Origin of the sequence: Nocardiopsis oceanisediminis, assembly GCF_048595525.1 — a bacterium.
GTDB classification, from domain to species: Bacteria; Actinomycetota; Actinomycetes; order Streptosporangiales; family Streptosporangiaceae; genus Nocardiopsis_A; species Nocardiopsis_A oceanisediminis.
Genome location: NZ_JAFMZJ010000001.1, coordinates 2619770 through 2645001, shown reverse-complemented (window position 1 = coordinate 2645001; position 25232 = coordinate 2619770). Strand labels below are relative to the sequence as shown.

The 25232-nt window shown below is 73.7% G+C and carries 23 protein-coding genes; 7 read left to right on the top strand and 16 right to left on the bottom strand.

Annotation, left to right across the window (positions count from 1 at the left end):
* The first annotated feature begins 42 nt into the window (after positions 1 to 42).
* From J0910_RS11790 to J0910_RS11770, 5 genes are all read left to right on the top strand, one after another.
* Positions 43 to 900: an ATP-binding cassette domain-containing protein gene (locus J0910_RS11790; RefSeq protein WP_420158548.1), complete on the top strand. Its 858-nt coding sequence runs from the start codon at positions 43 to 45 to the stop codon at positions 898 to 900.
* Positions 901 to 1082: 182 nt separating this feature from the next.
* Entirely contained in the window at positions 1083 to 1886 is an 804-nt protein-coding gene (locus tag J0910_RS11785) for an ABC-2 family transporter permease (RefSeq protein WP_420158547.1), read from the top strand.
* Between the two features lie 4 nt (positions 1887 to 1890).
* The gene (locus tag J0910_RS11780) at positions 1891 to 2904 is read left to right on the top strand and encodes an LLM class flavin-dependent oxidoreductase (RefSeq protein ID WP_420158546.1); all 1014 of its coding nucleotides are present in this window, start codon (positions 1891 to 1893) and stop codon (positions 2902 to 2904) included.
* Positions 2901 to 3707 carry a hypothetical protein gene (locus tag J0910_RS11775; RefSeq protein ID WP_420158545.1) on the top strand — a complete coding sequence of 269 codons (807 nt, stop codon included), beginning with the start codon at positions 2901 to 2903 and terminating at the stop codon, positions 3705 to 3707. Before J0910_RS11780 ends, J0910_RS11775 begins: the two co-directional genes overlap by 4 nt.
* Complete coding sequence (locus J0910_RS11770) at positions 3704 to 4420, top strand: ABC transporter ATP-binding protein (RefSeq protein ID WP_420158544.1); 717 nt, start codon at positions 3704 to 3706, stop codon at positions 4418 to 4420. Before J0910_RS11775 ends, J0910_RS11770 begins: the two co-directional genes overlap by 4 nt.
* A 32-nt stretch (positions 4421 to 4452) precedes the next feature.
* On the opposite strand, the gene J0910_RS11765 is transcribed toward J0910_RS11770, so the two are convergent.
* From J0910_RS11765 to J0910_RS11705, 13 genes are all read right to left on the bottom strand, one after another.
* Positions 4453 to 6135 (bottom strand): ABC transporter ATP-binding protein, encoded by a 1683-nt coding sequence (locus tag J0910_RS11765; protein WP_420158543.1) that lies wholly within the window; start codon positions 6133 to 6135, stop codon positions 4453 to 4455.
* A gap of 555 nt (positions 6136 to 6690) precedes the next feature.
* Positions 6691 to 7590, bottom strand: coding sequence for a DUF6895 family protein (locus J0910_RS11760; RefSeq protein WP_420158542.1), 900 nt, complete (start codon positions 7588 to 7590; stop codon positions 6691 to 6693).
* Positions 7587 to 8168, bottom strand: coding sequence for a flavoprotein (locus J0910_RS11755; RefSeq protein WP_420158541.1), 582 nt, complete (start codon positions 8166 to 8168; stop codon positions 7587 to 7589). The genes J0910_RS11760 and J0910_RS11755 overlap by 4 nt, the downstream gene beginning before the upstream one ends.
* Positions 8169 to 8207: 39 nt before the next feature.
* Complete coding sequence (locus tag J0910_RS11750; RefSeq protein WP_420158540.1) at positions 8208 to 9623, bottom strand: lanthionine synthetase C family protein; 1416 nt, start codon at positions 9621 to 9623, stop codon at positions 8208 to 8210.
* Positions 9620 to 10618, bottom strand: a complete 999-nt coding sequence (locus J0910_RS11745; RefSeq protein WP_420158539.1) for a thiopeptide-type bacteriocin biosynthesis protein — start codon at positions 10616 to 10618, stop codon at positions 9620 to 9622. The genes J0910_RS11750 and J0910_RS11745 overlap by 4 nt, the downstream gene beginning before the upstream one ends.
* An 81-nt stretch (positions 10619 to 10699) precedes the next feature.
* Positions 10700 to 12688, bottom strand: a complete 1989-nt coding sequence (locus J0910_RS11740) for a lantibiotic dehydratase family protein (protein WP_420158538.1) — start codon at positions 12686 to 12688, stop codon at positions 10700 to 10702.
* 210 nt (positions 12689 to 12898) lie between these two features.
* Positions 12899 to 13078, bottom strand: a complete 180-nt coding sequence (locus tag J0910_RS11735) for a gallidermin family lantibiotic (RefSeq protein ID WP_420158537.1) — start codon at positions 13076 to 13078, stop codon at positions 12899 to 12901.
* Positions 13079 to 13708: 630 nt separating this feature from the next.
* Positions 13709 to 14566 carry an ABC transporter ATP-binding protein gene (locus tag J0910_RS11730; RefSeq protein WP_420158536.1) on the bottom strand — a complete coding sequence of 286 codons (858 nt, stop codon included), beginning with the start codon at positions 14564 to 14566 and terminating at the stop codon, positions 13709 to 13711.
* Between the two features lie 33 nt (positions 14567 to 14599).
* Entirely contained in the window at positions 14600 to 15388 is a 789-nt protein-coding gene (locus tag J0910_RS11725) for a hypothetical protein (RefSeq protein WP_420158535.1), read from the bottom strand.
* The gene (locus tag J0910_RS11720) at positions 15385 to 15999 is read right to left on the bottom strand and encodes a hypothetical protein (protein WP_420158534.1); all 615 of its coding nucleotides are present in this window, start codon (positions 15997 to 15999) and stop codon (positions 15385 to 15387) included. The genes J0910_RS11725 and J0910_RS11720 overlap by 4 nt, the downstream gene beginning before the upstream one ends.
* A 77-nt stretch (positions 16000 to 16076) precedes the next feature.
* Complete coding sequence (gene macS, locus J0910_RS11715) at positions 16077 to 17279, bottom strand: MacS family sensor histidine kinase (protein WP_420158533.1); 1203 nt, start codon at positions 17277 to 17279, stop codon at positions 16077 to 16079.
* 765 nt (positions 17280 to 18044) lie between these two features.
* Positions 18045 to 18863: a hypothetical protein gene (locus J0910_RS11710; protein WP_420158532.1), complete on the bottom strand. Its 819-nt coding sequence runs from the start codon at positions 18861 to 18863 to the stop codon at positions 18045 to 18047.
* On the bottom strand, positions 18860 to 19627 hold the full coding sequence (locus J0910_RS11705; RefSeq protein ID WP_420158531.1) for an alpha/beta hydrolase: 768 nt from the start codon (positions 19625 to 19627) through the stop codon (positions 18860 to 18862). The genes J0910_RS11710 and J0910_RS11705 overlap by 4 nt, the downstream gene beginning before the upstream one ends.
* A gap of 250 nt (positions 19628 to 19877) precedes the next feature.
* Here J0910_RS11705 and J0910_RS11700 point away from each other — a divergent pair, with 250 nt between their 5' ends.
* Positions 19878 to 20681, top strand: a complete 804-nt coding sequence (locus J0910_RS11700) for a lysophospholipid acyltransferase family protein (RefSeq protein ID WP_420158530.1) — start codon at positions 19878 to 19880, stop codon at positions 20679 to 20681.
* Between the two features lie 93 nt (positions 20682 to 20774).
* On the opposite strand, the gene J0910_RS11695 is transcribed toward J0910_RS11700, so the two are convergent.
* The 3 genes from J0910_RS11695 to J0910_RS11685 form a co-directional block, all read right to left on the bottom strand.
* A complete protein-coding gene (locus tag J0910_RS11695) occupies positions 20775 to 21479 on the bottom strand; it encodes an endonuclease/exonuclease/phosphatase family protein (protein ID WP_420158529.1) in 705 nt (234 codons plus the stop codon).
* A gap of 50 nt (positions 21480 to 21529) precedes the next feature.
* Positions 21530 to 22480 carry an ROK family glucokinase gene (locus J0910_RS11690; RefSeq protein WP_420158528.1) on the bottom strand — a complete coding sequence of 317 codons (951 nt, stop codon included), beginning with the start codon at positions 22478 to 22480 and terminating at the stop codon, positions 21530 to 21532.
* A gap of 105 nt (positions 22481 to 22585) precedes the next feature.
* Positions 22586 to 23044: a hypothetical protein gene (locus J0910_RS11685; RefSeq protein WP_420158527.1), complete on the bottom strand. Its 459-nt coding sequence runs from the start codon at positions 23042 to 23044 to the stop codon at positions 22586 to 22588.
* A 299-nt stretch (positions 23045 to 23343) separates the two neighbouring features.
* Here J0910_RS11685 and J0910_RS11680 point away from each other — a divergent pair, with 299 nt between their 5' ends.
* The gene (locus J0910_RS11680; RefSeq protein ID WP_420158526.1) at positions 23344 to 25146 is read left to right on the top strand and encodes an AMP-dependent synthetase/ligase; all 1803 of its coding nucleotides are present in this window, start codon (positions 23344 to 23346) and stop codon (positions 25144 to 25146) included.
* Positions 25147 to 25232 lie beyond the last annotated feature (86 nt).

Sequence of the window (25232 nt, the reverse complement as noted above, 5' to 3'; positions counted from 1 at the left end):
GCCGGGCTCGGCCCCGCCAGACCTGGTTCGGGGAGCCGCCGCGTGCACGTCGCGATCAGCGGCCTGGCCCACTCGTTCCGGCGCCGCCGAGTGCTCGACGGCGTCGACGCGGAGTTCGGGCCAGGCGTCTTCGGTCTGCTCGGCCCCAACGGCGCCGGGAAGACCACGCTGATCCGGCTGCTCGCCGGGGTGCTCCGGGTGCGCGTTGGCCGGGTCAGCGCCGGTGGCTTGGACCTGCGCACCCGGGCCGGTAGGCGGGCGCTCCGCCGTGCCCTGGGGTACCTGCCGCAGAACGCCGCGCTCTACCCCGATCTGACACCGCGGGACTTCCTCGACCACATAGGCCTGCTCAAGGGGATCGACGCCCCGCGGGAGCGCCGCCGCCACACCGGTGAGCTGCTGGACCGGCTCGGCTTGGTGTTCGAGGCCGACCGCAGGATCGGCTCACTGTCCGCGGGGACCCGGCGCCGGGTCGGCATCGCCCAGGCGCTGTTGGGCGATCCGGAGCTGGTGCTGCTGGACGAGCCGACCGCCGGCCTGGACGTGGAGGAGCGGATCCGGCTGCGCGGCCTGCTGTCCGGCCTCGGCGCGGAGCGGACCGTGCTGCTCTCCACCCACCTGCTGGACGACGCCGCGGCGTTCTGCCCGGATGTGGCCGTGCTGGCCGGCGGCCGGACCGCCTACAGCGGCCCCGCCGCCGGCCTCGCCGAGATCGCCGCCGACCGGGTCTTCCTGCTCCCCGGCACCGGCGGCGCGCCCGAGCGGCGGATCGTCACCGACATGCCCCCGCCGGGTGCCCGCCCGACCGCCCCGTCTCTGGAGGACGGCTATGCGGCGCTGATGGCCGATCTGCGGACCGATCGCGCAGAACCGCCGGAGAACCCGCCCCGACCGAGCTGACCCGGGAGTCCGGACGTCCCGCCCCCGTCGGCGCGCCCGGGGCGCAGCGCCCTCTCCAAGAGGCTGGTAACCGGCCCCGGGCCCCTCACCCGCGATCGGCCGACACTCCCTGTGAACCGGTGCCCTCCGCTCCGCTACGTACTGCCCGGAACAGCGTCGGAGACACGAGGGAGCAATGCACCATGTCCACCGCGGGAACGCCTTCGAAGCGAGGGGCCCCTGTCCGGGACGACCCCTCGGCGGCCACCGTATCCGCGCTCGCCCTGGTACGGCTGGGCCACGGGCTTCCCCTCTGGCTCAGCCTTCTGCTGCCGGCCGCTCTCGGCGCCCTGTTCGCCGCCACCGTGCTGATGGAGCCCGCCGGCACCCGGGACTTCGTCTACGGCCACTGGTTCGGCCTCACCGTCTTCCTGTGGTCTCTGCTGGTACCGATGTGCGGGGCACTGTACGCGGGTTCGGCCGGTCAGATCGACGAGGACGCCAGGCGGGTGCTGTACGGCTACGCGTTCCCCCGGCGCAGGCTGCTCTTCGGGACGTTCACCGCCATCATCCTCATCTGGGCAGCCTCGGCCCTGATCCTCGGTTCCCTGGTCTCGGTGACATCGCTGGCGATGAACGCGCCGGCGGACGTCCCGGCGGCGTTCGGAGGGGCCCTCATCCCCGTGCTCGCCGCCTTCCCGACCCTCGTGCTGTGCCTGCTCGCCTCCGAGGCGTGGGGAGTCGCGGGAGCCGCTTGCACGGGTGTAGCCGGAACGCTCTTCGGGGCGCTGCTCGGGGACAAGCCCGTGTGGTGGTTCTTCCCGCCCTCCTGGCCGACGCGGTCGGCCCTGCCGCTGGGCGAGACCCCGCTGCTGGGCGGCGCCCTCCCGGACGGCCACCCGCTCCTCGACACCTCGGTACTCCCTGTCATCGCACTGATGTCCCTGGCGCTGACCGCCCTCCTCCTCTTGTTCGGATCCTTCTACATCGACCGGCGGGAGCTCTGACCCGATGACACTCCTCTCCATTTACCTGCCCGTCTCTCCCGAGCGGGCGGAGCGGTTCACGCCCTACGCCGCACTGGCGGCACGCCACGGGGCCGCCCGCCTGTGGGCGGCGCAATCCTTCTCTTTCGATTCGCACCTGGGGATCGCGCACGCCGCCCGGTCCGGCCACCCCGTCCCCGCAGGGACCGGGGTGGCGCTGATGCCGCTGTCCCACCCGATGGAGGCGGCCATGCGGGCCCGATCCACCGCCGTCGCCACCGGGAAGCCCTTCATCGCGGGCTTCGGTCCTGGCAGCCCGGAGTTCCAGCGCCTGCTCGCCGGCCGCGCTTACCGAAGTCCGCTGACCGCGGTGCGCGAGTACCTGGCGATCACCCGGGGCCTGGTGCGGGGGGAGGCGGTCGACCTCGACGGAACGTACTTCTCCATGCACGGCGCCCTCCCTCCGGCACCGCACCCCCCGGTGGAGGTCGCCGTGGGCGTCCTGCGCCAGGGCATGGCCGAGGTCGCCGGCGAGTCAGCCGACGCCGCGATCACCTGGCTGGTCCCTCCCGACCATCTCCGGGGCGCGCTCCGCCCGGCCATCGAGCAGGGCGCTGCGCGCTCCGGGCGCCCCGTCCCCCGAACGGTCTGCGCGGTCTCGGCGGCCGTCGCCGCGCCGGGGGCCGATCCGGTCCGCCTGGCCCGAATCGCTCATCAGGGCCATTTCCAAGGGGCGCATTACCGGGCCATGCTCGCAGAGGCCGGGGTCCCCGTGGATCCGGCCGACCCCGACGCCTCGGCCGCGGCGCTGGTCGACTCCGGCCTCTTCCTATGGGGATCGCCCGAGGAGATCTCTGAGGGAGTGAGGCACTACTTCGAGGCCGGTGCCGACGAGGTGGCCCTCTACTTCGGCGCCACGGCGGCCGTCCGGTCCGAGGCCGAGACCCTTTCCGACATCGCCGCGGTGCTGTCCGTGGCGGACACCGACCGCTTTCTCCACCCGTCCGACGCCCAGTCTGAGGAATCGAGGACCACATGACCGCCACTGGCCCCGGAACCGGCACCCGCCACACCGCCAGGGACGATCCTTCCCTCCTCACCGTCATCGCTCTGGAGCTCGGCCGCCTCCGCCGCGGCTTCCCGTTCTGGATGGCGCTGCTCCTGCCCCTGGTCCTGGTCATGCCGCTCGGACTGATCGCGGCTTTCTCCCCGGAGGGCAAGGGCGGCGACGTCTGGGGGGTGTGGTTCAGCGTCACACTGCTCTTCTGGGGGGTGTTCCAGCCCATGGGCTGCGCCCTCTACAGCGCGATGTCGATCCGCGCCGACCGGGACGCCCGGCGCCTGCTGTACGGCTACGCCTTTCCCCGGCACCGCCTGCTCACGGCCAAGTACTGCGCCCTGCTCGCGGTCGGCCTGGCCAGCGCGCTCCTGTTGGCGCTGCTGCTCGCCGCGGCCGCTGCGGCGCTCGGCGGGGCGAGCGCGGTGGCCGAGGTGCCCGGCGGGGTGCTGATTCCGTGGGTGGCGGGGGCGGGCACTCTCGCCCTGTGCCTGTTCACCGCCGAGAAGTGGGGGTTTCCGGTGACCGCCGCCATCGGTGTCGTCGGCATGGTGCTCGCCGGAACCGTGGCCGATCAGCCGTTCTGGTGGGCCGTTCCGCCGGTATGGCCGATGCGCGCGGTCGTCCCGCTGGCCGGGATCGAGGCGAGCGGCGTCCCCCTGGCACCTGGGGACCCTTTGGCCTCCACCGGGGTCCTCCCGCTGGTCATCGCACTGTCAGCAGGGCTCGCCGCGGTGCTCGTCGCCGTTGCCGCCCGCCACGTCAACCGCAAGGAGCTCTCATGACACCGGCACTGCGCATCAGCGCGCTCTCCAAGAAGCTCGGCCGCAATCAGGCGCTGCAGGGGGTCGACCTCGAGGTCGCGCAAGGCGAGGTGTACGGCCTGCTCGGCCCGAACGGGGCGGGCAAGACCACCCTGATGAAGTGCATCTCCGGGCTGCTCGTCCCCGATTCCGGGACGGTAGAGGTCGCCGGCCGCCCGTTCACCCGGGACTCCCTGCGCGGCATCGGAGCGCTGGTCGACGGCCCGGGACTGTGGGCGCGGATGAGCGCCCGCCAGCATGTCCGTGCGCATGCCAAGCTGCGCGGCGTCTCCCCCGATCTGGCCGTCGGCGAACTGCTGCCGCTGGTCGGGATGGAGCAGGTGGCCGACCGCAGGGTCTCCGCCTACTCCCTCGGCATGCGCTGGCGCCTGGGGATCGCGATCGCCCTGATCGGCTCACCCGGCCTACTCATCCTCGATGAGCCGACCAACGGGCTCGACCCCATCGGCATGCGCGACATCCGCGGCCTGCTACGCCGGCTCTCAGACGCCGGAACCGCCGTGTTCGTCTCGAGCCACCAGCTCGACCAGATCTCCCGCACCTGCGACCGGGTCGGTGTCCTGGTGCACGGCCGCACCCGCTATGAGGGACCGCTGGACGGCCTGGCCCGCGACGGCGACCTGGAGAGTGGTTTCTTCTCCCTGGTGGAGCAGACGTCCAGCGGCGTCCGCTGAGGGGAGGCCGGAGCTCCCGGGCTCCGGCCTCCTCAGTCCCCCGCGGTGATCAGCTGGGCCGCTGCGAGGTCCCGGTAGAGTTCGTCCCCCCGCAGAAGCTCCTGGTGGCTCCCCGTCGCCCGGACACGCCCAGCGTCCATGACGACGATGCGGTCCGCGCTGGTCACCGTCGAAAGCCTGTGGGCCACCACGATGACGCCGGTCTCCTTCGCGACATCGAGGATCACCTCTTTCAAAGCGGTCTCGTTCGCTGCGTCCAGCTGTGAGGTCGCCTCGTCCAGAAGGAGCAGACGGGGCCGGCGCAGCAGCGCCCGCGCGATCGCGATCCGCTGGCGCTCCCCGCCCGACAGCGTCGTCCCCCGGTGGCCGACCGGCGCGTCCAGGCCGTCGGGCAGCCCGGCCACCAGGTGCTCGAGGCGGGTCCTCCGGACCACCTCGGCCAGTTCCTCCTCGTCTGCGGCGCGCCCCAGCGTCAGGTTCTCCCGGAGGGTACCCTCGAGGACCGGCGCGTCCTGCTCCACGTAGCCGATGGCCCCGCGCAGCTCGGCCAGCGGCCAGTCCTGCACGTCCACCCCCTCGAAGCGGACGGTTCCCGCCTCGGCATCGTAGAACCGCTCGATCAGGGAGAACACCGTCGTCTTCCCCGCCCCCGAAGGACCCACCAGCGCGGTCAGGCCCCGTCCGGGCGCGGCGAAGTCCACCCCGCTGTGCACCGGCGGGAGGTCCGGCCTGTAGCGGAACGAGACGCCCTCGAAGGAGACGCTCCCCGGATCCGCCCCCGATTCCGGCGGCGCGTGCGGCGCCCGTCCCTCCTGACGCTCCTTGGGCAGCGCCTGCACCTCTTCGATCCTCTGCACTGACGCCAGCCCCGCCTGCAGCGCAGTCACCGCGTCGACCAGGGTGGAGATTGGGGAGGACAGGTAGAAGAGCAGCAGCAGGAAGGCGATCAACGAGGACGCCTCCAGGGCTCCGGAGGCCACCCGGGCGCCGCCGACCCCCAGGACCGCGAGGAAGCACACCTGCATGGCCAGCCCGGAGACGGTCATCGAGGCCGCGGTCCAGCCGGCGACGTCGACGCCCCTGCGCCAGGCCTGCCGGGCCGCCCGCTCCAGCACCGCCCCCTCCGCCTTCTCCCCGCCGTTCGCCTTGACCGTGCGGAAGGCTCCGAACACCCGCTCGAGCCGCGCCCCCATGTCCCCGACCGCTTCCTGGGCGGCGACGGTGGCGCGCCCGATCCTGGGGAGGACGAGGCCCATCACGGCGACCAGGCCCAGCAGCGCTCCCAGCGCCACGGTGAGCATGACCGGGTCCAAAAGGCCCATGAGGACGATCGCCCCGGCCATCAGCAGGACACTGGACGCGGCCTGGGAGAACCCGCTGGTGGCCACGGAACGCAGCAGCGTGGTGTCCGCGGTGGCCCGGGAGACCAGGTCACCGGGTTTGAGCCGGTCCACCTCGCCCACCTTCAGGCTCAGCATCCCCGTGAACAACCGGCTGCGGGCCCCCAGAACGATGTGCTGGGCAGTGCGCTCCAGCAGGTAGACCCCGCACGCCTGGACGAGTGCACCGCCCACGACCAGCAGGCCCAGCAGGACCAGCGGGCGGGCCAGCGAGGTCCCCTCGGCCACTCCGTCGATCACCGCCTTGGCGACCAGCGGCTGCGCCAGTCCGGTCGCCCCGCCGGCCAGGGCGAGCCCGCCTCCCGCGAGGAGCATCCACCGGTGACGGAGGGCATGCCCCCACAGAGTACGCAGCGGACTGCCTGCCCTCGGCCGTACGGCTGCCTCTTCGTCGGCCATCGTCACCGCTCACCGCCTCCTTCCCTCCCGCCGCCGACCGCGGCGAGGACCTCGTCGAGCGCATCCGCGCAGGCAGCCGCCGCGCCGGGCGGTGCTTCCGGCCCAAACCCGCCGTCCGGAAGCTGCCTGGCGATGATGAATGCCGCTGCTCCCCCACCGCCGCCTCCGCCCCCTCCGGGCCAAGGCGCGCAGCGGCGCGGGCGAGCGCGGCCGCGGCCGCGAGATCGCCCGCCCGGACCGCAACGGCCACCGCGGACTCCAGGGCGACGCCGTACAGTTCCCTGTCTTCGTCCCGGATCTCCCCGGCGGGCAGCGCCGCGAGCCGCTCGGCGGCGCTCCCGGGATCCGCTCCCAGCAGGTCGAGCGGGTCGCACGGGCCACCGTCCACGGCCCGTTCCACCGGGGCGGCGGGGGACGCCGAGGCGCGCAGCCGGTCGGACGCCTCGGCCAGCAGATCGGGCCTCAGCCACATCATCCGGGGCCTCCTCCGGCGACTGCCAGGGCCGCCGCGATCGTCGGGTGGTAGCAGGTGCCGAACACGTAGGCCCGGGCCCGCTCGCCGGTGGCCCCAGCCGCGGTAACCGGGTCGAACAGGCGGCTGGGCATGGCGCCGTCGGTGTGCTGGGCGGCGGCCAGCGACCGGTGCCCGTGCTCGACGAACCGGTGCCCGTCCAGCCCCAGGATCCGCCCGCAGAACAGCAGCTCCGCGGAGAGATCGAAGTCGGCTTCGGCCAGATAGGTGCCGAGCAGGCGGAGCACGGTTCTGCCGCGGTCCGGGCCGTCCGGACGCTGGGCTCCGAAGTCGGTCGCGTAGAACAGGATGTGAGTGATTCCGTAGGCGTCACCGTCGGTGAGGTGCACCGGGTCCGCGGAGAAGTGCGGTGCGCAGCGCCGGTAGAGCTCGGCGGTCCTGGGCAGCCCCGCGTCGATCCCGGCCAATTCCAGGACGTACCCCAGTTCCAGGGCCCCGGCCGGGGGCCGGTACCGGCCGGCGACGTCCCCGGCTCCGACTTCGAGGAGGCGCCGGGCCTGAGCGCGGCCGGACTCCGCGCACCCGCCCAGCTCCTCGATCAGCGCCAGCAGCCACACGTGGTAGGCGAACGAGTCGTCCGCCCTCCGCATCCGGGCGTCGAAGGAGGCGCTTCCCGCCACCGCTTCGGCCAACTCCAGCACAGGAGGGACCAGGCGTTCCACATCGTTCGCACGCGGTCCGCGCCGCAGTGCCCGCAGGACGGACAGCAGCTCCAGTACCGGCGTCCCCGGAAAGCGCCGCACCGGGAGGTAGCGGGCCCAGCGTTCGGGGTCGAACCACTCGAGGTTGGCTTCCAACCACTCCAGCAGGCCGTCCGACGATGCCCCTGCCGCCTTCACCCGGCCTCCCGGACGCCGGCGGGCCCGGGTGACAGGCGGCGCAATATCTCTTCGGGAGGGGGCGGCGCAAGCCCTTGGACCAGCGAATGCGTGGCCACCTCGTAGGTGGTCCCTGGAAGGGGGTCGACCACGTCGTAGCCGTCCTCCCGGAGGCGGGCGACGTTGCGCCGCACCGCGGCCTTGCGCCACATCGCCGGGTTCATCGCGGGCACGAGCACGGCCGGGCATTCGGCTGCCAGTGCCACCGAGCAGAGCAGGTTGGGGGCCAGTCCGCCTGCGAGGCAGCCGAGGGTGTGGGCCGTCGCCGGGAGCACCAGCATCCGGTCGGCCCACCGGCCAAGGGCGACGTGTCCCCTGCCGTGCTCGTCTTCGGTGTAAACGCCCTCGCAGATCGCGCGCATCCCCGCCGCCGGCAGCATCCGCTCTGCCGTGCGGGTGAACACTGCGGCGATCTGCTCCACCCCCGCTGCCCGGAAAGCGTACAGGTAGGAGGGGAGGGCCAGCAGGGCGATGGATCCGCTCACCCCCAGCAGGAGCCTCTTCGGCACGGCCGCCCCGCCGTCGGAACCGTCCGCCACGGCTGTCTCCTCCTTCATCTCAGTCGGCGTTCCTTTCCGTCAGCTCAGCGCCAGGCAGCGGTCCCAGACCGGGTCCGCCTCCCCTTGCCGGGCAAAGGAGAGCAGCGCGCACGCGGTGCCCGCCGCGCCTTCCAGTACTCCGGCGATGTCCAGGGGGCGGACCGAGGCGCTCTCGTCCCGCCATCCCTCGGGTGAATCCGGGACCAGGTGGGGGAAGAGGAACGCGGCCGCCCCGTCCTGCCGCCCGAGCACATCGCGTGCCAGGCGCGCGGCCCCCTCTAGGAGCACCGGGTCCCCGGAGCGGCTCCCCACCCTCCAGAGGACGTGCAGGAAGCCGGCCAGTCCGTGGCAGACGGTCGTTCCTTCCAGCCGCCAGAGGCGCTCATCCCGCTCCAGGGCCGAGCGCAGCGCATCGGTCGCCGCCGTGCACCATCCCGGGACGCCCGCGGCGAGGCCCGCCCGGTACAGGGCACTCGCCACTCCGGGAGCCCCGTAGCACCAAGCCGTCCGAGTGAAAGCGGTGCCGGGGCGCTCCGGCGAGCACTGCTCCTCCAGACTCACCCGGCAGGGCCAGTAGGCCCCGGCGCCGTCCTCCAGGCGCCAGGACAGCAGCCATTCGGCGATCCGCCGCATCGCCTCCCGCTGCCCCGGAACCTCCCGCCCGCGGTCGAGCGCGGCCGCGAACAGGGCCAGCGGCCCCGGGATCCCGTGGGCCAGGCCGAGGTTGAAATCGCCGTCGGGGTAGTCTCGGCGGTCCTGCTCGACCGGCTGCCGCCCGTTCGGAACCCACCAGCCCGGAAGCTCGCGCCCGCCGTGCCGGATCGGTTCGGTGATGCGGACCAGATGCCGCAGCGTCCCCTCCAGCGCGGCCTCCGTGTCGGGGCCGCGCTCCACCGGGTCGTCCGCGGCCTCCAGGAGCAGGCGCCCGGTCCCGGAGAGTCCATTGATCACGTCGTAGTCGTGCCATCCGACACCGACCTCACCGGCCTCGCGGCGAGCGGACGCCGCCGCCAGGCGCTCCGTCTGGTCCCGGGCGAGCCAGTCGGCGAGCCGACGGCGCAGTTTCACGTAACTGCCCGGTACCCGGTGGGCGCACGCCTGGGTCGCGGCGAGCACGGCGGCCGGTCCGCCGAACAGTCCCACGCTCGGTGAGGACGACAACCTCTCGGCCGCCGCCCGAACGTGCCGGTGCGCGACCTCGGCCCAGCCTCCGTCGACCGCGGAGAGCTCCGCGTGGAGGAGAGCGATGCCCGGGTGACCGTGGGAGAGTGTGGTGGGTTCCCAGACAGGCGCACCGTACACCGGTTCCCTGTTGCCGTCCCGCCCAGCCACGGCCGCCACCCGTTCCGGGTCGGCCAGCCTTTCCGCCACGTCCTCTGCGGCCCGGACCGCTTCGGCGGCGAGGCGCTCCCGGTCCCCCGCCTCCTCGCGCCGTCCACTCTGCACCGTCGTCATCGCGTGTACCTCCTGCGCTTCCGGTTGTCGTGCACCGCGGCACGGACGATGCCGAGCAGGTCGCGCTCCCGGTCGGAGTCACCGCCGAAGAGGCGGTTGCAGGTCATGTGCATAAGGCTTCCCGCGACCCTCGCCTGGGGGGTGGCGCCCTCTCCTCGGGCGGCTGCGTCCCGGAGCAGCGTCCCGTACTCCGCGGCCGCCGCGTCGCGTTCCGCGAGCGCCTCGAGCAGTGACTCCCCGCCCAGGCGGGAGCGGAGCCCGGGCCATCCGCCGACCGGGTCGAGCAGGGCGCGCCATGCCTCCCGGTCCGCCCGATAGCGGTCGGGGACCTCCCGGTGCGTCCCGGTCACCGACAGCCAGGCGGCCGCGGGATCGTCAGCGAACTCCGCCACCCACGACTGCCCCGGGGCCGGCGGGCCGAAAGCGTGCGCGAGCGAGGCGAGCGAGACCGCCGCCGCCTCCTCCCGGTCCAGAGAGACCGCATCCGCGTCCCGGAGCATCCGCAGCAGCCGCACGGTCGCCGTGCTGTCCTCCTGGAAGAGCCGTTCGGCCGCCGCTTGGACCGCCGGGCCGCCGTAGCGCTCCACCTCGGGGTCGTACTGGTCCACGAGGTGGCCGGCGACGACGCCGTTCCGTTCCCACTCCGCGAGGACCGCCCCCACTGCGGGGGCGACCGCGGACCACAAGATGTCCGGTGGGCCGCCGAAGCGGACCCGCAGCCAGTGCTCGCCCCCCTCGGTGTAGCGGATGAAGAACCAGCGTTCGGCGCCGGCCGAGGCGGCGGCCTCGACGAGCTCTCCGAGGCGGCCCCGGACCAGGTCGTCCTGTGTGCGGCGGGCGGTCCGCAGCTTGAGGTAGAGCCAGGGCCCGCCGAGCCCGTGCCTGGTCCGCCTCGGTTCGATCCGCCCTTGATAAGGCACCCGGGACGGTTCGGAGCGGCGCCGCACCAAGGGGACGACCACCTCCATGAGGTGGCCGCCGACCCCGCCGTCCAACCACCCCTCCCCCTCACCAGGTATCTCCCGAGCGAGCAGTTCGGGGTTTCTGCGGAGCTCGTCGCAGAGCAGGTCCCGGTCTCAGGGGTCGTCGAGGTCCAGCATCAGCCGCTGGTCGGTGCTGAGGGCGAGGATCCGGCGCGGCGGTCTCCATTCTTCGCGCCAGGCGTCCAGTGCTCTCCCCCACTCCTCGGCGCTCGGCTGGGAGGCGGCCGTGGCGCAGAGCGGATCCAGCCGCCACGTGGGCGGAGCGAGCTGGGTGCGTCCGTACCGGACGCCCGGCAGGAAAGGCGCGTTCGCCATCGGCCCCCAGTCCCACGGCTCCCACAGCCGCTGTCCTTCGTTGCCCGCCTCGTGCAGGAAGCGGACGGGATTAGAGGCCTGCGCCTCCGGGCTGATCATGCTCGGCAGCACCGGCAGGACCTCGCGGCCGGTGGGTACATGCACGACGCAGAACCGCTCCAAGGTCGCACCGACCGCTAGGTCCGAGAGTCTGAGCTCCTCGGGCCCGGTGACGTCGGGGAGCCCGGAGGCGATGCGGGCCCCGGTGTGCGGAGCCACATGGGCCAGGTTGGCGGCCTTGCCCGAGCGGGGGGTGAAGGAGAGATCCGCCGTCACGGCGCCGCGGACGTGTCCGGGAACCGAGCTCCGCAGGACCTCGAACTCCGCCTGGACCGGCCCCAGCAGGTCGGCGAAGCGCCCCAGGGTCGCCCCCGCATGATGCGAGCCGGGGTTGGGGGCGGGGACAACGCGGAACTCGCCGGACTCCATGGCCTGCTCCGAGGGCGCCACGACGTGCACGTAGAGTTCGCAGGAGTTCGGCAGGTCCGCCTCGTCCGCCCGATCCCGGACGAGTTCGGCGAGCACCTCGTCGTCGATGCGCACCTCACGCAGGCCGTACCGGAGCGCATCGGCGACCAGGCGGGCGAGCGCCCGGTCGCGGCGGGCGTGGTACGCCTCCTCCGGCTGTTCCTCCGGTCGCTCCGAAGGCGGCCAGTCGTACCCGGGCGGGGCTCCCAGGGAGCGGTTCTCGTCCAGCAGCTCCAGGAGCGGGACCATGCGGTCCACGCCGTAGCGCTCCAGGAACCAGGCGTGGTAGGAGCGCAGGGAGCGCATGCCCAGGCGTGGCGTGGACAGCTTCCAGAGCACTTCGGCGGTCCGTTCGACCTCGCGCCGGACCTCCTCGGGGAAGCGCACTTCGGCGTCGAGTCCGGTGTCGATGTGCAGTGGTGTCGCGGCCGCTTCCAGCGCTTCGGCCCGGGTACGCAGGCCGACCAGCTCGCGATGGCCGCAGCCGACCGGGGTCTCGTCGTACTCCTTGCGCATCCGGTCGAGTTCGACCAGTTCGCCATGGATTCTTCCGCTATCGCCGTCCAGGCTCCCCTCCGCGGGGAGTACCGCGAGCAGGTGGTCCAAGGGATCGCTCCCGTTCAGGGGCGGACGGAGCGAGGTGATCAGGATCTCCTGACCGATCAGCGCGGTGAGCAGGCCCTCGATCCGCGGCATGGGGGTTCCGGGGAACCGCTCGGCCGCGAGGGCGCTCAGCTCGCTGAAGGGCAGCGGCCTGACCGCCCGCTCCACGGCCAGCAGGACCGGCGCCGAGGCTCGGACCGAGACCCGGCTGGGAGCCGAGGCGTCGACGGGCGCCCCCTGGGTGGAAGGCGCGGGCAGCACCACCCGCCCTCCGCTGACCACCAGGGCCTGGTGAGACTGGACGCGCACCCCGCGGAGCACCGCCGGATCGCGCTCCAGGCGGTGCACGATGCTCTGCAGCCACTCCATGTCCATCCGGGTCCGGGTGCGGTGCCGCCTCCCCCGGGCGATCTTCGCCGAAGGGCCGAACCTGCCGGCGCACACGCCGGCGAAGACCCCGAAGGGGGTCGGGCGGGTACGCAGCCGGACGTCGTAGCGCTGCACGGAGAGCACGGCTTTCCGCAACCGCTTGTCGGAGAGCCCTCCGGCGTTCCCGGAGGCCACCCGGTCCAATACCCCGGAAAGACTCGACGAGGCCAGTGCCACGGCCTCCACCAGCAAAGGATCGGCCACTGCGGCCTGCAGCAGGGCCAGCATCCCCTCCCGGCTACGCGGCTCCGCGGAGACCGACGCCCCGAGCGAGGTGATCCTTTCGGACAGCGGAGCCCTGACGAGGCAGATGTCTCACCCCTCGAACAACGGTTCCGGCATGCTTCTCCGTCCTGTCTGTGCGTTCCTCTTCGCGGTCGGCGATCGCCGCAAAGGGGCCGGGACCGCTCCCAGAGCGGCCCCGGCCGGTTCGGAAGGTCAGCAGCAGTAGCTGCAGAAGCTGCCGCCGCCCGGGCTGGTGCAGCCCGGGGTGCACAGGAAGTTGCTGCTCACCGCGGGGCTGACGCTGGTGGCCTCGACGCTGACCTCGAGGTCCAGGTCGAACATGTCGCCACCGGCAGCACCGTCGTACTTCTCGGCGATCAGGTCGCTGTTCATCAATACCCTCCTGCTATCAGATGGAATTTCACTATCGGCGACCAGGGAGTGGCACACCGATTTCCCTGCCAAGTCGGCCGCGGCCCGACCAAAAACCATGAAACCCACCCCCCTCAACCCCGCAAGGAGCATGAGACAAAAAATTCGCCCACCCGCCGCCCAAAGACCGGAAACGGCAATGAAATTGCACGTCAGAAGGGCGCCGTCAACGCTGTCCGATCTCGGACACCCCCAGAGCACGCGCACACCACCTCTTCCCACCCCTCTGCACGGAACCCCACTTTTCAAGTCGGAATAGAATGAAATAAGCCAAAGACCAGCGGCGAAGCCGGTGACCGACTCTGGCCACCCCCTCCACTTCCCTGGCAGATGCAAACGGACGTGAGAAACAGCGCACCATTCTCAAAACCATTGTTCGGGCCGCGGAACCCCCTTTTCACTCACCCGCATTCGGCAGGCCGGCCCTCCGAAAAAGGGCATGGCGAGAACGGACCCCGAAAAAGAGGAACAATTACCACCGGGGCCCGATACGGAGCACTTTTCACTTCGCCGCCCAGCGGCCCCGGGCATGCCCCGAGGCCCGTTTCATCCCCCTCTCCCCCTCCTCTCACTCCGGTGCGCCCCCTCCGATCACTCTCCGCGAACCCCCCGGAGTAGAGCGACATAGCCGTCCTCCAGGGTCGGCTCGACCGGGCGGGCACCCGGCGGGGGCTCCGCCGCGATGACCCGGTGCACCGCGCCCGCGGTGTTCACCAGCGCGACGCCGGAAGCCAGCGGGACGTCCGCCGGAACCTCGAAGGTCCGCCCGGTGGCCGCCCCGGTCAGCTCCCCGGTGCGCCCCTGGAACACCACCCGCCCCCGGTCCAGTACCGCGGCGTGCGGGCAGCTCTGCCCCACGTCGTCGAGGATGTGCGTGCTGAGCAGGACCGTGCGCTCCCGTCCCAGGGAGGCCAGGAGCGAGCGGAACCGCATACGCTCCTCGGGGTCCAGCCCCGCGGTCGGCTCGTCGACGATGATCAGGCGCGGGTCGCCCAGCAGGCTCTGCGCTATGCCGATCCGACGCCGCATGCCGCCCGAGTACCCTGCGATGCGTCTGCCGCCCTCCTCTTCCAAGCCGACCTGAACGAGCAGGCCGTCGATCTGGGCGCGGCGCATGCGCTTGTCGCCGACTCCCTTGAGCAGGGCCAGGTAGTCGAGGAACTCCCGACCGGTCAGGTCCGGGTAGGGGGTGAGCTCCTGGGGCAAATAGCCGATCATCCGCTTGGCCGCGGTACGGCCGGCACCGGTGGCGAGATCATGGCCGCCGATGACGACCCGTCCGGAGGTGGGCCGCACGGTCCCTGTGAGAATGCGCATCAGAGTCGTCTTTCCGGCGCCGTTGGCGCCGAGCAGGCCGAGCATTCCCCCGTCGATGCGCAGGTCGACGCCGTCCAGCGCCCGGTGCCCGCCCTTGAACACCTTGGTCAATCCGCTGATCTCGATGTGCACGGTGCTCCTGTCGCCTCTCGTTCTCTCTCCCGATCACCGGCGCCCGGCGATGGCCAGGCCGGAAAGGACCACGAACAGCACCGTCATCCCGCCGACGATCGCCAGGTTGACCAGGGCCCACCCGGTACTGGCCGGCGGGCTCAGCGGGCCGTCCAGGAACCTGTGCGCCAGGACCTCGGGCTGTCCCGCCCAGGCCGCCGCCGGATAACCGCCGCTCGGGGAGAGTAGAGTTCCCGTGGGGGTCGGCACCGGGCTCAGCTGCGGTGTGGCGATGGTGCTCCAGAACCAGACCAGCGCGGCGGCCACCCTCGCCAGGACCGGGGGCATCAGCAGGCCCAGCAGCGCGGCGAACGCGGTGGCCGCGGCCGCTCCCGGCAGCAGGACCACTCCGAAGGCGAGCAGGGCAGCCCCGATCGGTACAGGTCCCCCGTCGGCCAGCGCCCCCATGAGGCCGGCACTGAGCACGACCAGCAGCGGCGGCAGCAGCGCGACCCCCAGCGGTGCCGCGAGCATCGCCGCCAGGCGGGCCGCCCCGCTGCACGGCGCGGCCGCGACCAGCTCCCCCATACCCGCCCGCGTCCCTTCGGCCAGGCGGTCGGCCAATGCGACCACGACTCCGGGCACACAGATCATCGCGGCCGTCACAGCGGCGTTCCCCGCGTGCCGGACGCCGTCGTCGATGGAGCCCGGTAGGTTCGTGACCGCCATCAGGGCCAGAAGCGACAGCGGCGCCATCGCGTACCAGAGGATCCGCCGCCGCACTGCCATCAGCGCCTCGTAGCGCAGTGTGCCGAACGTCCCCGGCGCCGAAAGTACAGTCATTCGTCCCGCCGCCCCTTCTCCATCAGTGCCTCCGTATCCCCCAGCCGCCGCACGGCGAGGCCGATGAGCAGCGCCGCACCGGCTCCGAACAACACCGTCTGGAGAGCGGGCGGCCCGGCGAGCCGGTCCAGGAAGAAGAGCTTCACCACCCACGCCCCGAGTACCAGGGAGGACCCGCCTGCGGCCGACCCCGTGCGGATCGCTCCCCAGCTCCCCGCACCGATCGTCAGCAGGATGAAGCCGCACGCGCCGAGCACCGCCTCGGCCGACCCGATCCGGGGGTGCCCTGCCGCCACGGCGGCCGCGGCCACCGCTCCGCCGACCAGGGCCGCGGCGGCCACCGGAACGAGCCTGCGCAGTACGGTCACCCGATAGGAGACCGGAAGAGTGAGCTGCAGTTCGAGCGCGTGCTCGCGTCCCACCGCCGCGACCGCGGCCATCCCGGCGGCCAGGGCGACCACTGCGTTCGCCCCCCACACCCCGAGCGGCCCCCAATCGATGCCGGCCCCGGCGGTCGCGGCGGCGATCAGCACCGCGATGCCGGCCGGCGCCGCGATCGCCGCCGGACCGGCCCTCCCGGCCTCGTACACCCACACGCTCGGATCCGCCATGCCGGGTACGTAGCGGCCGTTCTCCGAACGGTTCACTTTCCGGCCGACTTTTCCGGCTCCACGCTCCGGGGTCGGGTTCAGCCCCGGGTGTCCGGGGAGAGCGGGACGCGCATCTCGACCTCGGTGCCCTCGCCGGGGGCGGTGGTGATCTCGGTCTCGCCGCCGAGGTCGCGGATGCGGCCGAGGACCGACTGGGCGAGCCCGAGGCGCCCCTGGGCCTCGGCCTCGGCGGGGCGGGTGGGCGGCATGCCCGGCCCGTCGTCGCGGACGGTCACGGTGACCGCCTCCCCCTCGTCCTCCAGGAGGAGCCAGGCGCGGGTCTCCGGCGGGCAGTGCCGCTCGACGTTGGCCAGAACCGCGCCCACCGCCGCGGCGATCTCCTCGACGGCGTCGGCGGGCAGCGGGACCGGGTCGGCCGGGGCGGAGAAGGTGACCCGCGCCGACTCGTAGCCGGCCAGGGCGGCGCGCAGGTCGCCGGCGCCGCCGGGGGCGCCCCCGCCCCCGCCGGGGCGGACCGGGACCCTGCCGCCCGCCGGCGGCGCCGCGCCCTCCATCCCGGGCGGCCGGGCCGCAGGGCCGCTGCTGATCAGGGTGCGCAACCGGACCTCCTGCTCGCCGGCGAGGCGGCCGAGTTCCGCGGCCTCTCCGCCGATCTCCGCGCCGCGCCGGCTCACCATCGCCAGTACCTGCAGCACCGAGTCGTGGATGGACCGGGCCAGCCGCTCCCGCTCGGAGGTGCGGGCCTCGATCGCGACCGCCTCGGCGAGCCGCCGCTCGGCGCGGAGCGCGTAGTGCGCGAGGTAGCCCATCGAGTACCCGGCCAGCAGCAGCAGTACGACGCCGCGCGGTACCGCGGCGGTGATGTCCAGGCCGAGCAGCACCCGGCCGGCGATGTCGGCGACGCCGTGCCCCAGGGCGACGCAGAGCGCCCACCGGCGCCCTCCGACCACCGCCGAGGCCAGCGCGGCGCCGGCGAACCAGGTGGTGGTCAGCGGCGGCGCCATCCGCAGGTAGCCCGGTTCCACCACGGCGTAGGTGGCCGCCATGCAGCCGAACGCGATGGCGACGTCGGCCGCGGCCAGCCGCCGCTCGGCGAACCGCCCCCGCCCGTAGGCGTATCCCGCGAACCCGGTCCAGGCCGCCATCACCGCCAGCACCGCGGCCGCCCCCAGCGGGTGGAGCAGCAGCTCGCGGTGGGTGAAAACCTGGTAGAAGGCGTAGGCCAGGGAGGCCGCGCGGAACACCGCTATGGCGCGCCACACCGCCGCCTCGAAACCCACCGCCCGCTCCCCTTCCCGGTCTCCGCCCCTCACCCGCAGGACGCGGGCCGCGCACAGCACAGTCTCCCGGACGCCGGATCCGCGGCGGAACGCGGGCCGGGCGGTCGCGGGCCGCCGGAGCGGACACCGCTCCGCCGCCGGGGCGCACTGCCGCGCCATCGGCGGCCGCACGCGGCGGCCGGGGCCGAGGTGTCCTGAGGGGGGCGTGCCGGCCCCGGAGGGGTCCCGATGCGGCCGCACCGCCCGTCCCGCGCACCCCGGGAGGCGGCTCCGGTCCCCCGTTGGACCAGGGGATCGGGCGGCTCACAGCCCGCCCCGGCGGGCCCCGCAGGCCGGCGGCGGCCGCACACGGGCCGAGTGCACAGGCCACCGGTTCCGCTCGGCCCAGCCGGAAGACCGCGCCGGACGCCCGGGAGGGAACACCTCCGCTCCGGCCGGAGTACGGGCGGGCCGGCGGGGCGGGCGCCCGCGCCTCTCCGCCCTCATCGCTCGGGCACGCGGCCCTTCCGAGAGCCGGAACGGGAAGGCGGAACGCCCGGAGCGCCCTACCACCGGTGTCCGGACACGGAACGGACGGGCTGCGGCGGCCTGGGAGCGAGGAGGACTCAGGCGGGGGCCTGGCCCCTTCCGGACGGCTGGCGCGCGGGCCGCGCTCGGCGCCGGCGGCGGGGCGCGGCCGGGGGTATGGGGTCGCGGGCGGGCACCTCGCGGGGCCGCTCTCGGCGGCGCGCCCGCTCCGCCGTGGGCGGTGTGCTCGGGCCCCGGTCAGACGACCGCGCCGTCGTCCGGGCCGTTGTCGCCGGAGGCGCGGTCGCCCATCCGGACGACGAGCACCACGAACCCCGCGATGAACGCGGCCACCGCGCAGAACGCCAGCCAGCCCGGCCGGGCGCCGACCAGCATGGAGGCCAGCAGGACGGCGGGGCCGCCGAACAGGCCGCCCCAGGCCAGCCGGCCGATCATGTCTCCGCGGGGCAGCGGGGGCGGCGGAGGCGGAACGTAGTGGTCGCCCTGGTCCGCGCCGTCCTCCCCGTCGGTCCGGGAGGCGCGCTCGCGCTCCTCGGCGGCCTCGTCGGCGGCCTCGTAGTCGGGTGCGAGCAGGTCGCCGCCGACCGCGGGGCGGCGCTCCGCCGGCCCCTCCTCGTCGGCCGAGACGTTCTCCGCGTCCGGCCAGGCCGGCCGGCCCTCCGGGTCGGACTCGTAGAAGCGGGCGACCAGGTCGGCCCAGACGTCGTCCCCGGTGCCGTCCGCCGCGGTCCGGGCGGCGGCCCCGCCGTCCTCCCCGCCCTCCGCGGCGGGGGCGCCCAGGCCGGGGACGGACAGGTCGTCACCGATCTCGGGCAGTTCGGCGCGGAGCACCCGCTCGGCGGCGTCGCGCTCGGACTCGTCCACGTAGAGGTGGTCGATCGGGGCGTCGGCGGCCTCCGGTGCGGAGTCCAGCGGATCGGATTCCAGGCGCACCGCGTAGGCCGCTATGCCGGAGCGCCCCAGCGCCTCCAGCATGAGGTCGGCCGCTGCGGGGGGAAGCAGGATGAGCGGGACGTAGGCGTCCGCGAGCAGCCCGTTCCCGCGGCGATTCGTCATCGCTGTCTTCCTTCCCCGCTTCTGCTGTGCTCGCGCACGAACCCGAGGCTTTCCTCGAAGATCACGGCCGCATCGTTGTCCAGGGTGGCGACATGGTAGCTGTTGTCCAGCGAGCGGACGGTGACCTCCGCACAGACCGCCCTACTCGTGAGGATACGCAGACTCTGCGGCCCGATGACATGATCTTCCGGACTTCGGTAGACCAGAACCGGCGCCTGCACCGAGGCCATGCCCCGCCGCGTCGCGCGCCACAGCGCCGGGAGTGTCGCGGCGGCCGCCGTCGGCACCCGGTCGTAGCCGCCCTCCCGCACGCCGGGCCGCTTGATGTCGTCGGCGAGCCCCTTGGTGGACGGCAGGACGTGCTTGAGCAGCGGGGCGGCGAGGAGGAGCGGGTTCTCCAGCGCCAGCGAGGGGTTGACCAGGACCGCCCCGGCCACCGCGCCCGGGTGCAGCTGGGCCAGGCGCAGGGCGAGGCAGCCGCCCATGGACAGGCCCATCACGAACACCTCGTCGCACCGGTCCCGGAGGTCCAGCAGCGCCGCCTCGACCGCGGCGAGCCACTGCGCGCTGCCGGTGAGGTTCATCTCCTGCCAGGTGGTGCCGTGCCCGGGGAGCAGCGGCAGCTCCACGGTGAGCCCGGCGCCGGCGAGGTGCTCGGCCCACGGCCGCATCGAGCGGGGTGATCCGGTGAACCCGTGGCAGAGCAGCACCCCTGTGGGGCCGCCGGTGCGGCTGAGCGGTTCTGCTCCGGGCAGCAGCGGCATGGGGGACTCCTCGTCATCGCCGTCTCCGCGCCGGCCCCAGGGGGCGGAACGCGCCGGGGGCCGGGCCTCGAACCTAACCCGCCGACCCTCCGCGGGGCACCCCCGGCTCCCCTCCGGGCCCCCGCGCGGGCGCCCGACATTGGTAGTCGGCCCCGAGCAATGCGAAGATGTCCCCGATTGTTCGTGGTAGCGGGAAGGCGAACCGACATCCATGTCCGGAAACCACCCGCGGGTGCGGGGGTGATTCTCGGTGTTCTACTGGGTTGTGAAGGCGATTCTGGGCCCGGTGCTGGCGGTGCTGTGGCAACCGCGCGCCTACGGGGTCGAGAACGTCCCCCGGCAGGGCCCCGCGATCATGGTCAGCAACCACCTGTCCTTCTCGGACCACTTCTTCGGTCCGCTGCCCCTCCCCCGCAAGATCACCTTCCTGGCCAAGGCCGAGTACTTCACCGGCACCGGGGTCAAGGGGCTGGTCAGCAGGCTCTTCTTCAGCGGTGTGGGGCAGATCCCGATCGACCGCTCCGGCGGCAAGGCCAGTGAGGGGGCGCTGCGCACCGGCCTGAAGGTGCTCAAGCAGGGCAAGCTGCTGGGCATCTACCCCGAGGGCACCCGCTCCCCCGACGGCCGGCTCTACCGCGGGCGCACCGGCGTGGCCCGGCTGGCCCTGGAGTCCCGGGCCCCGGTCGTGCCGATGGCGATGATCAACCTGGAGAAGATCATGCCGCCCGGGAAGACCGTGCCCAAGCTGGGAATCCGCCCCAAGGTCGTGTTCGGCGAGCCGCTCGACTTCTCCCGCTACCACGGCATGGAGAAGGACCCCCGGGTGCTGCGCGCGGTGACCGACGAGATCATGTACGCGCTGATGGCCCTCTCCGGGCAGGAGTACGTGGACCGCTACGCCCAGTCGGTCAAGCGCGAGCTGGAGGCGGCGGCCAAGGAGGAGCGCAAGGAGCAGCACGCCGACGCCAAGGAGCGGCGGCGCGCCGACCGGGCCAAGCGCAAGGGCGAGCGGAAGGCCCGGCGCGGCGAGAAGCGCGCCGCGAAGAAGGACTGACCCGGCGCCCGCGGGCACCGGCCGGCGGCGGTCCCGCATCCCGCGGGGCCGCCGCCGGCGTTTCCGGGGCGGGGAGGCGCGCCCGGCGGCCGCTCAGAGCCGGAGGAGCGCCAGGACCGGGCGGTGGTCGCTGGCCGCCGCCATGTCCTCGGGGCGCGCCAGGCCGACCGGGACGCCCGCGCCGGCCACCTCGATGCCGGGGCCGGTGAAGACCCCGTCGATCCGGATGCGCGGGCGGCGCGAGGTGAAGGTGGCGGCCTCACCGAGCGGGGCGGCCGCCGCCGCGTCGGCGAGGCCGCCGGCCAGGAGGCGCCACGCCGCGCCGTCCGGGCCGCAGTTGACGTCGCCGGCCAGCACCGCGGGCGCGCCGTGCCGCAGCGCCGCCCGGTCCAGGTGGCCCAGCGCCTCCCGGGCGTGCGCCAGCCGGGCGCGCTCCTCCAGGTCCAGGTGGGTGCAGCCGACCGCGAGGCGGCGGCCGCCGATGTCCAGCACCGCCACCGAGACCGCGCGCAGGTGCAGGCCGGGGCGGCGGCTGAGCCTCCGGTGCCGCGCCTCCAGCACGGCCACGCCGGGGCGGACCAGCACCGCCAGCCCGCCGGGCCGCCGGCTGACCGCGGGCACCAGGCCGGTGTCCCGGGCCAGCCGCCGCCTCCGGTGCCGCCAGAGCAGCAGCCGCGGCGCCTCCTGCAGGCAGAGCACGTCCGGGTCGCACGCCCGGACCACCCTGGCCACCGCGGCGGCGGAGTCGCGCAGCGCGCGCACGTTGTAGCTGACCAGCCTCACCTCGGGTACCGGCACACGGTCCGCCTACCCGGCCCGGGCGGCCGCCACCCCTCCGCCGGGGCGGGTCAGCGCAGGGCCAGGTCGGCGGCGCCGATGATGCCGGCGGCGGAGCCCAGCTCGGCGGCGCGGACCTCGGCCTTCCTGCGGGTGGCGCGTCCGGTGACCCCGCGGGCGTAGGCCTCCCGGGCGGGGGCGAGCAGGAGCTCTCCGGCCTCGGAGACGCCCCCTCCGATGACGAAGCACTCCGGGTCGAGGATCGCGGCGAGGTCGGCCAGGCCGGCGCCGACCCAGGCGCCCACCGCGGCGAAGCAGTCGATCGCGCCCTGGTCGCCCTCACGGGCGGCGCGGGTGATCTCCGGGCCCTCGATCCGCCCGGGGTCGCCGCCGGCCAGTTCCAGCAGCCGGGCGGCCCGGTCCGGGTCGGCGGCGGCGAGGTCGCGGGCCTCGGCGACCAGGGCGCGGCCGCTGGCGTACTGCTCCCAGCAGCCCTGGTTGCCGCAGGCGCACCGGCGGCCGAAGGGCACCATCCGGTAGTGGCCGATCTCGCCCGCGGCGCCGAAGCGGCCGCGGCGCAGCTCCCCGTCCATGATGATCGCGCCGCCCACCCCGGTGCCGAGGGTGACGACGACGGCGTCCCGGCAGCCCCGGCCGGCCCCGAACCGGACCTCGGCCCAGGCCGCGGCGTTGGCGTCGTTCTCCACCACCACGGGCAGGTCGACGCGGCGCGCGATGCGCTCCCGGACCGGGTCGGCGGTCAGGCCGAGGTTGCCGGCCAGCACGATGCGGGAGCGGTTCTCGTCGACGAACCCCGCGGTGCCGACGCCGATCCCGGCGATCTCCTCGCCGTCGCCCTCCTTGCGCAGCTCGCCGACGAGTTCGGCGACGGCCTCCGCGAGCCGCTCGCCGTCACCGCAGGGGGTGGGCCGCTTGGCCTGGCGCAGCACGCGCCCCTCCGGGTCGACGACGCCCGCGGCGATCTTGGTTCCGCCGATGTCGACGCCGATCGTCAACGCCATGGGGGACTCCTCTGCAGGTCCGGACCGAATCAGACGATTGGAGTAAACCAAAGGTCCGGACCAATCCGCGACGCGGCCCCGGCATCGCGGCCGGGGCCGCCCGGGTCAGCCCCGGCCGCCGGGGCCGACCTCGGGCCGGGGGCGGTCCCCCTGCCCGGCGTCCTCCCCGCGGGCCCCGCCCTCCCGGCGCTGCCGCTCGAACTCGCCCTCCACGATGCGCCAGGTGTCGCCGAGCGCGCCGAACAGCGCGACCCCGGCGCGGCCCAGGTGGCCGGCGATCTCCGGCGCGGCGGTGCGGACCACGCCGACGAAGCGGTCGAGCGGCGGCTCCTCCGGCTGCGGCTGCTCGGCCCGGATGGCCTCCTCCCACACGTCGCCGGTGCGCGGGGGCGGGGAGGTCGCCGCGGAGACGCCCTTGCGCACCCCCGCCACGATGAGTTTGCGCTGCAAGGCGTCGACCAGGCGGAGTGCGTCGTCGATCATGTCGGCGGAGGCCGTGTTCTCCCGGTCCTCCCCGCTGCGCCGCGCACCCGCGCCGGTGTCGCGCCCGTTCGGCTCTGCCATGGTCTGCTGCCCCTGTTCTTCCGGATCTACCGCCACGTTAACGAGGCCGCGGCCGCCGGGGTGCCCGCGGGGGCGGGAACCGGGGGAAACCCGGAGAGGGTTCAGGGGCGCCGCGCGCGCGGCGCCCCGCTCCGCCCGCCGGCCGGGTGCGATGATGGCGGGGGCGGGTCCGGTGCTCCCCCGCCGGTCGGGTCACTATCGGATACCGAAGGAGAACGGATTCTACCCGCGGGTAGCCTTTGTTGTTACCGTCGTCACGTTCCCTCGTCTGAAGAACCCCGTTCGCCCAGGAGCACCACGTGCGCGAATTCAGCCGGCCCGTCAAAGTCGAGATCTCCCCGGGAGCGCGCCTTCCCGACACCGTCTTCGCGCGCGCCGCGGAGGAGCCGGGCACCGTCGCCCTGCGCCGCCAGGAGTCCGGCCAGTGGCGGGACGTCACCTGCAAGGAGTTCCGCGACGACGTGGTCGCGCTGGCGAAGGCCATGATCGCCGCCGGCATCGGGCACGGCGACCGGGTGGGGCTGATCGCCCGCACCCGCTACGAGTGGACCGCGATCGACTACGCGATCTGGTCGGTCGGCGCGGTCACCGTCCCGGTCTACGAGACCTCCTCCGCCGAGCAGGTGCAGTGGATCCTCGGCGACTCCGGCAGCAGGGCCGTGTTCGTGGAGACCGCCGAGCACGCCGCGCGCATCGAGGAGATCCGCGCCGACCTCCCCGAGCTCGCCCACGTGTGGGAGATCGAGAACGGCGGGGTCGCCGAGTTCACCGCGACCGGCGCCGGGGTCGAGGAGTCCGAGGTCGAGGAGCGCCGCACCGCGGGCGGCGCCGACGAGCTCGCCACCCTCATCTACACCTCGGGCACCACCGGCCGCCCCAAGGGCTGCGAGCTGACCCACCGGAACCTGCTGTTCACCATCCTCAACGTGATCCGGGGCCCGCTGGAGGAGGTCTTCACCCTGGAGGGCCGGTCCACCCTGCTCTTCCTCCCGCTCGCGCACTCCTTCGCCCGCGTCATCCAGATCGGCTGCATCGAGTCCCGGACGGTGCTGGGCCACTTCCCCACCACCGGCCCCGAGCTCATCGACACCCTCGCGGTGTACAAGCCGACCTTCCTGCTCGCGGTGCCGCGGGTGTTCGAGAAGGTCTTCAACAAGGCGGAGCAGAAGGCCACGTCGGAGGGGCGCGGCAGGATCTTCACCGCCGCGGCCGAGACCGCCGTCGCCTACAGCAGGGCGCTGGGCACCGGGAGCGTCCCGTTCGGGCTCCGCCTCAAGCACGCCCTCTTCGCCAAGCTGGTCTACGGCAAGATCCTGGCGGCGGTCGGCGGGCAGGCCAGCCACGCGGTCTCCGGCGGCTCCGCCCTGGGCGAGCGGCTCGGCCACTTCTTCCGCGGCGTGGGCCTGACCATCATCGAGGGCTACGGCCTCACCGAGACCTCCGCGCCCACCGCGGTGAACACCCCGTCGCTGAACAAGATCGGCACGGTGGGCGGCCCCTTCCCCGGCGTCTCCATCCGGATCGGCGAGGACGGCGAGGTGCTGTGCAAGGGCGACCACATCATGCGCGGCTACTGGAACAACGAGGCCGCCACCCGGGACGCCTTCGACGAGGACGGCTGGTACCGCACCGGTGACCTGGGCTCCCTCGACGACGACGGCTACCTGAGCATCACCGGCCGCAAGAAGGAGATCATCGTGACCGCGGCGGGCAAGAACGTCGCCCCCGCGGTGATCGAGGACCGGATCCGCGGCCACGCCCTGGTCAGCCAGTGCATGGTGGTGGGCGACAACCGCAAGTTCGTCTCCGCGCTGATCACCGTCGACCCCGAGGCCTTCGAGTTCTGGAAGAAGCAGAACGGCAAGAGCGGCGACATCCCCTCCATGGTGGACGACCCCGACCTGGTCGCGGCGGTCCAGGAGGCCGTGGACGACGCCAACAAGGCGGTCTCCCGCGCCGAGTCGGTCCGCAAGTTCACCATCCTCCCGGTCGACTTCAGCGAGGAGGGCGGCCAGATGACCGCCTCCCTGAAGATCAAGCGGCACGTCGTCGCCAAGCAGTTCGGCACCGAGATCGAGAAGATCTACGAAGAGAGCGCCTGACCCCGGCGGACCCCGCCGCCGCCCCCGCGGAAGGCCCCGGCCGCCCCTCCCCCGACGGGGAAGGGCCCGCCGGGGCCTTTCCCGTC

Bases quoted from the DNA above. Each gene is read 5' to 3' on its own strand.
- J0910_RS11725 (WP_420158535.1), bottom strand. From the start codon at position 15,388: ATGACTGTACTTTCGGCGCCGGGGACGTTCGGCACACTGCGCTACGAG.
- J0910_RS11750 (WP_420158540.1), bottom strand. From the start codon at position 9,623: ATGACGACGGTGCAGAGTGGACGGCGCGAGGAGGCGGGGGACCGGGAG.
- J0910_RS11690 (WP_420158528.1), bottom strand. From the start codon at position 22,480: ATGGCGTTGACGATCGGCGTCGACATCGGCGGAACCAAGATCGCCGCG.
- J0910_RS11765 (WP_420158543.1), bottom strand. From the start codon at position 6,135: ATGCTCCTCGCGGGAGGCGGGCTCGCCCTGGCCGGCGGGGCGACCGGA.
- J0910_RS11775 (WP_420158545.1), top strand. From the start codon at position 2,901: ATGACCGCCACTGGCCCCGGAACCGGCACCCGCCACACCGCCAGGGAC.
- J0910_RS11720 (WP_420158534.1), bottom strand. From the start codon at position 15,999: ATGGCGGATCCGAGCGTGTGGGTGTACGAGGCCGGGAGGGCCGGTCCG.
- J0910_RS11735 (WP_420158537.1), bottom strand. From the start codon at position 13,078: ATGAACAGCGACCTGATCGCCGAGAAGTACGACGGTGCTGCCGGTGGC.
- J0910_RS11785 (WP_420158547.1), top strand. From the start codon at position 1,083: ATGTCCACCGCGGGAACGCCTTCGAAGCGAGGGGCCCCTGTCCGGGAC.
- J0910_RS11740 (WP_420158538.1), bottom strand. From the start codon at position 12,688: ATGCTGGCCCTGCTGCAGGCCGCAGTGGCCGATCCTTTGCTGGTGGAG.
- J0910_RS11770 (WP_420158544.1), top strand. From the start codon at position 3,704: ATGACACCGGCACTGCGCATCAGCGCGCTCTCCAAGAAGCTCGGCCGC.
- J0910_RS11705 (WP_420158531.1), bottom strand. From the start codon at position 19,627: ATGCCGCTGCTGCCCGGAGCAGAACCGCTCAGCCGCACCGGCGGCCCC.
- J0910_RS11685 (WP_420158527.1), bottom strand. From the start codon at position 23,044: ATGGCAGAGCCGAACGGGCGCGACACCGGCGCGGGTGCGCGGCGCAGC.
- J0910_RS11780 (WP_420158546.1), top strand. From the start codon at position 1,891: ATGACACTCCTCTCCATTTACCTGCCCGTCTCTCCCGAGCGGGCGGAG.
- J0910_RS11710 (WP_420158532.1), bottom strand. From the start codon at position 18,863: ATGACGAATCGCCGCGGGAACGGGCTGCTCGCGGACGCCTACGTCCCG.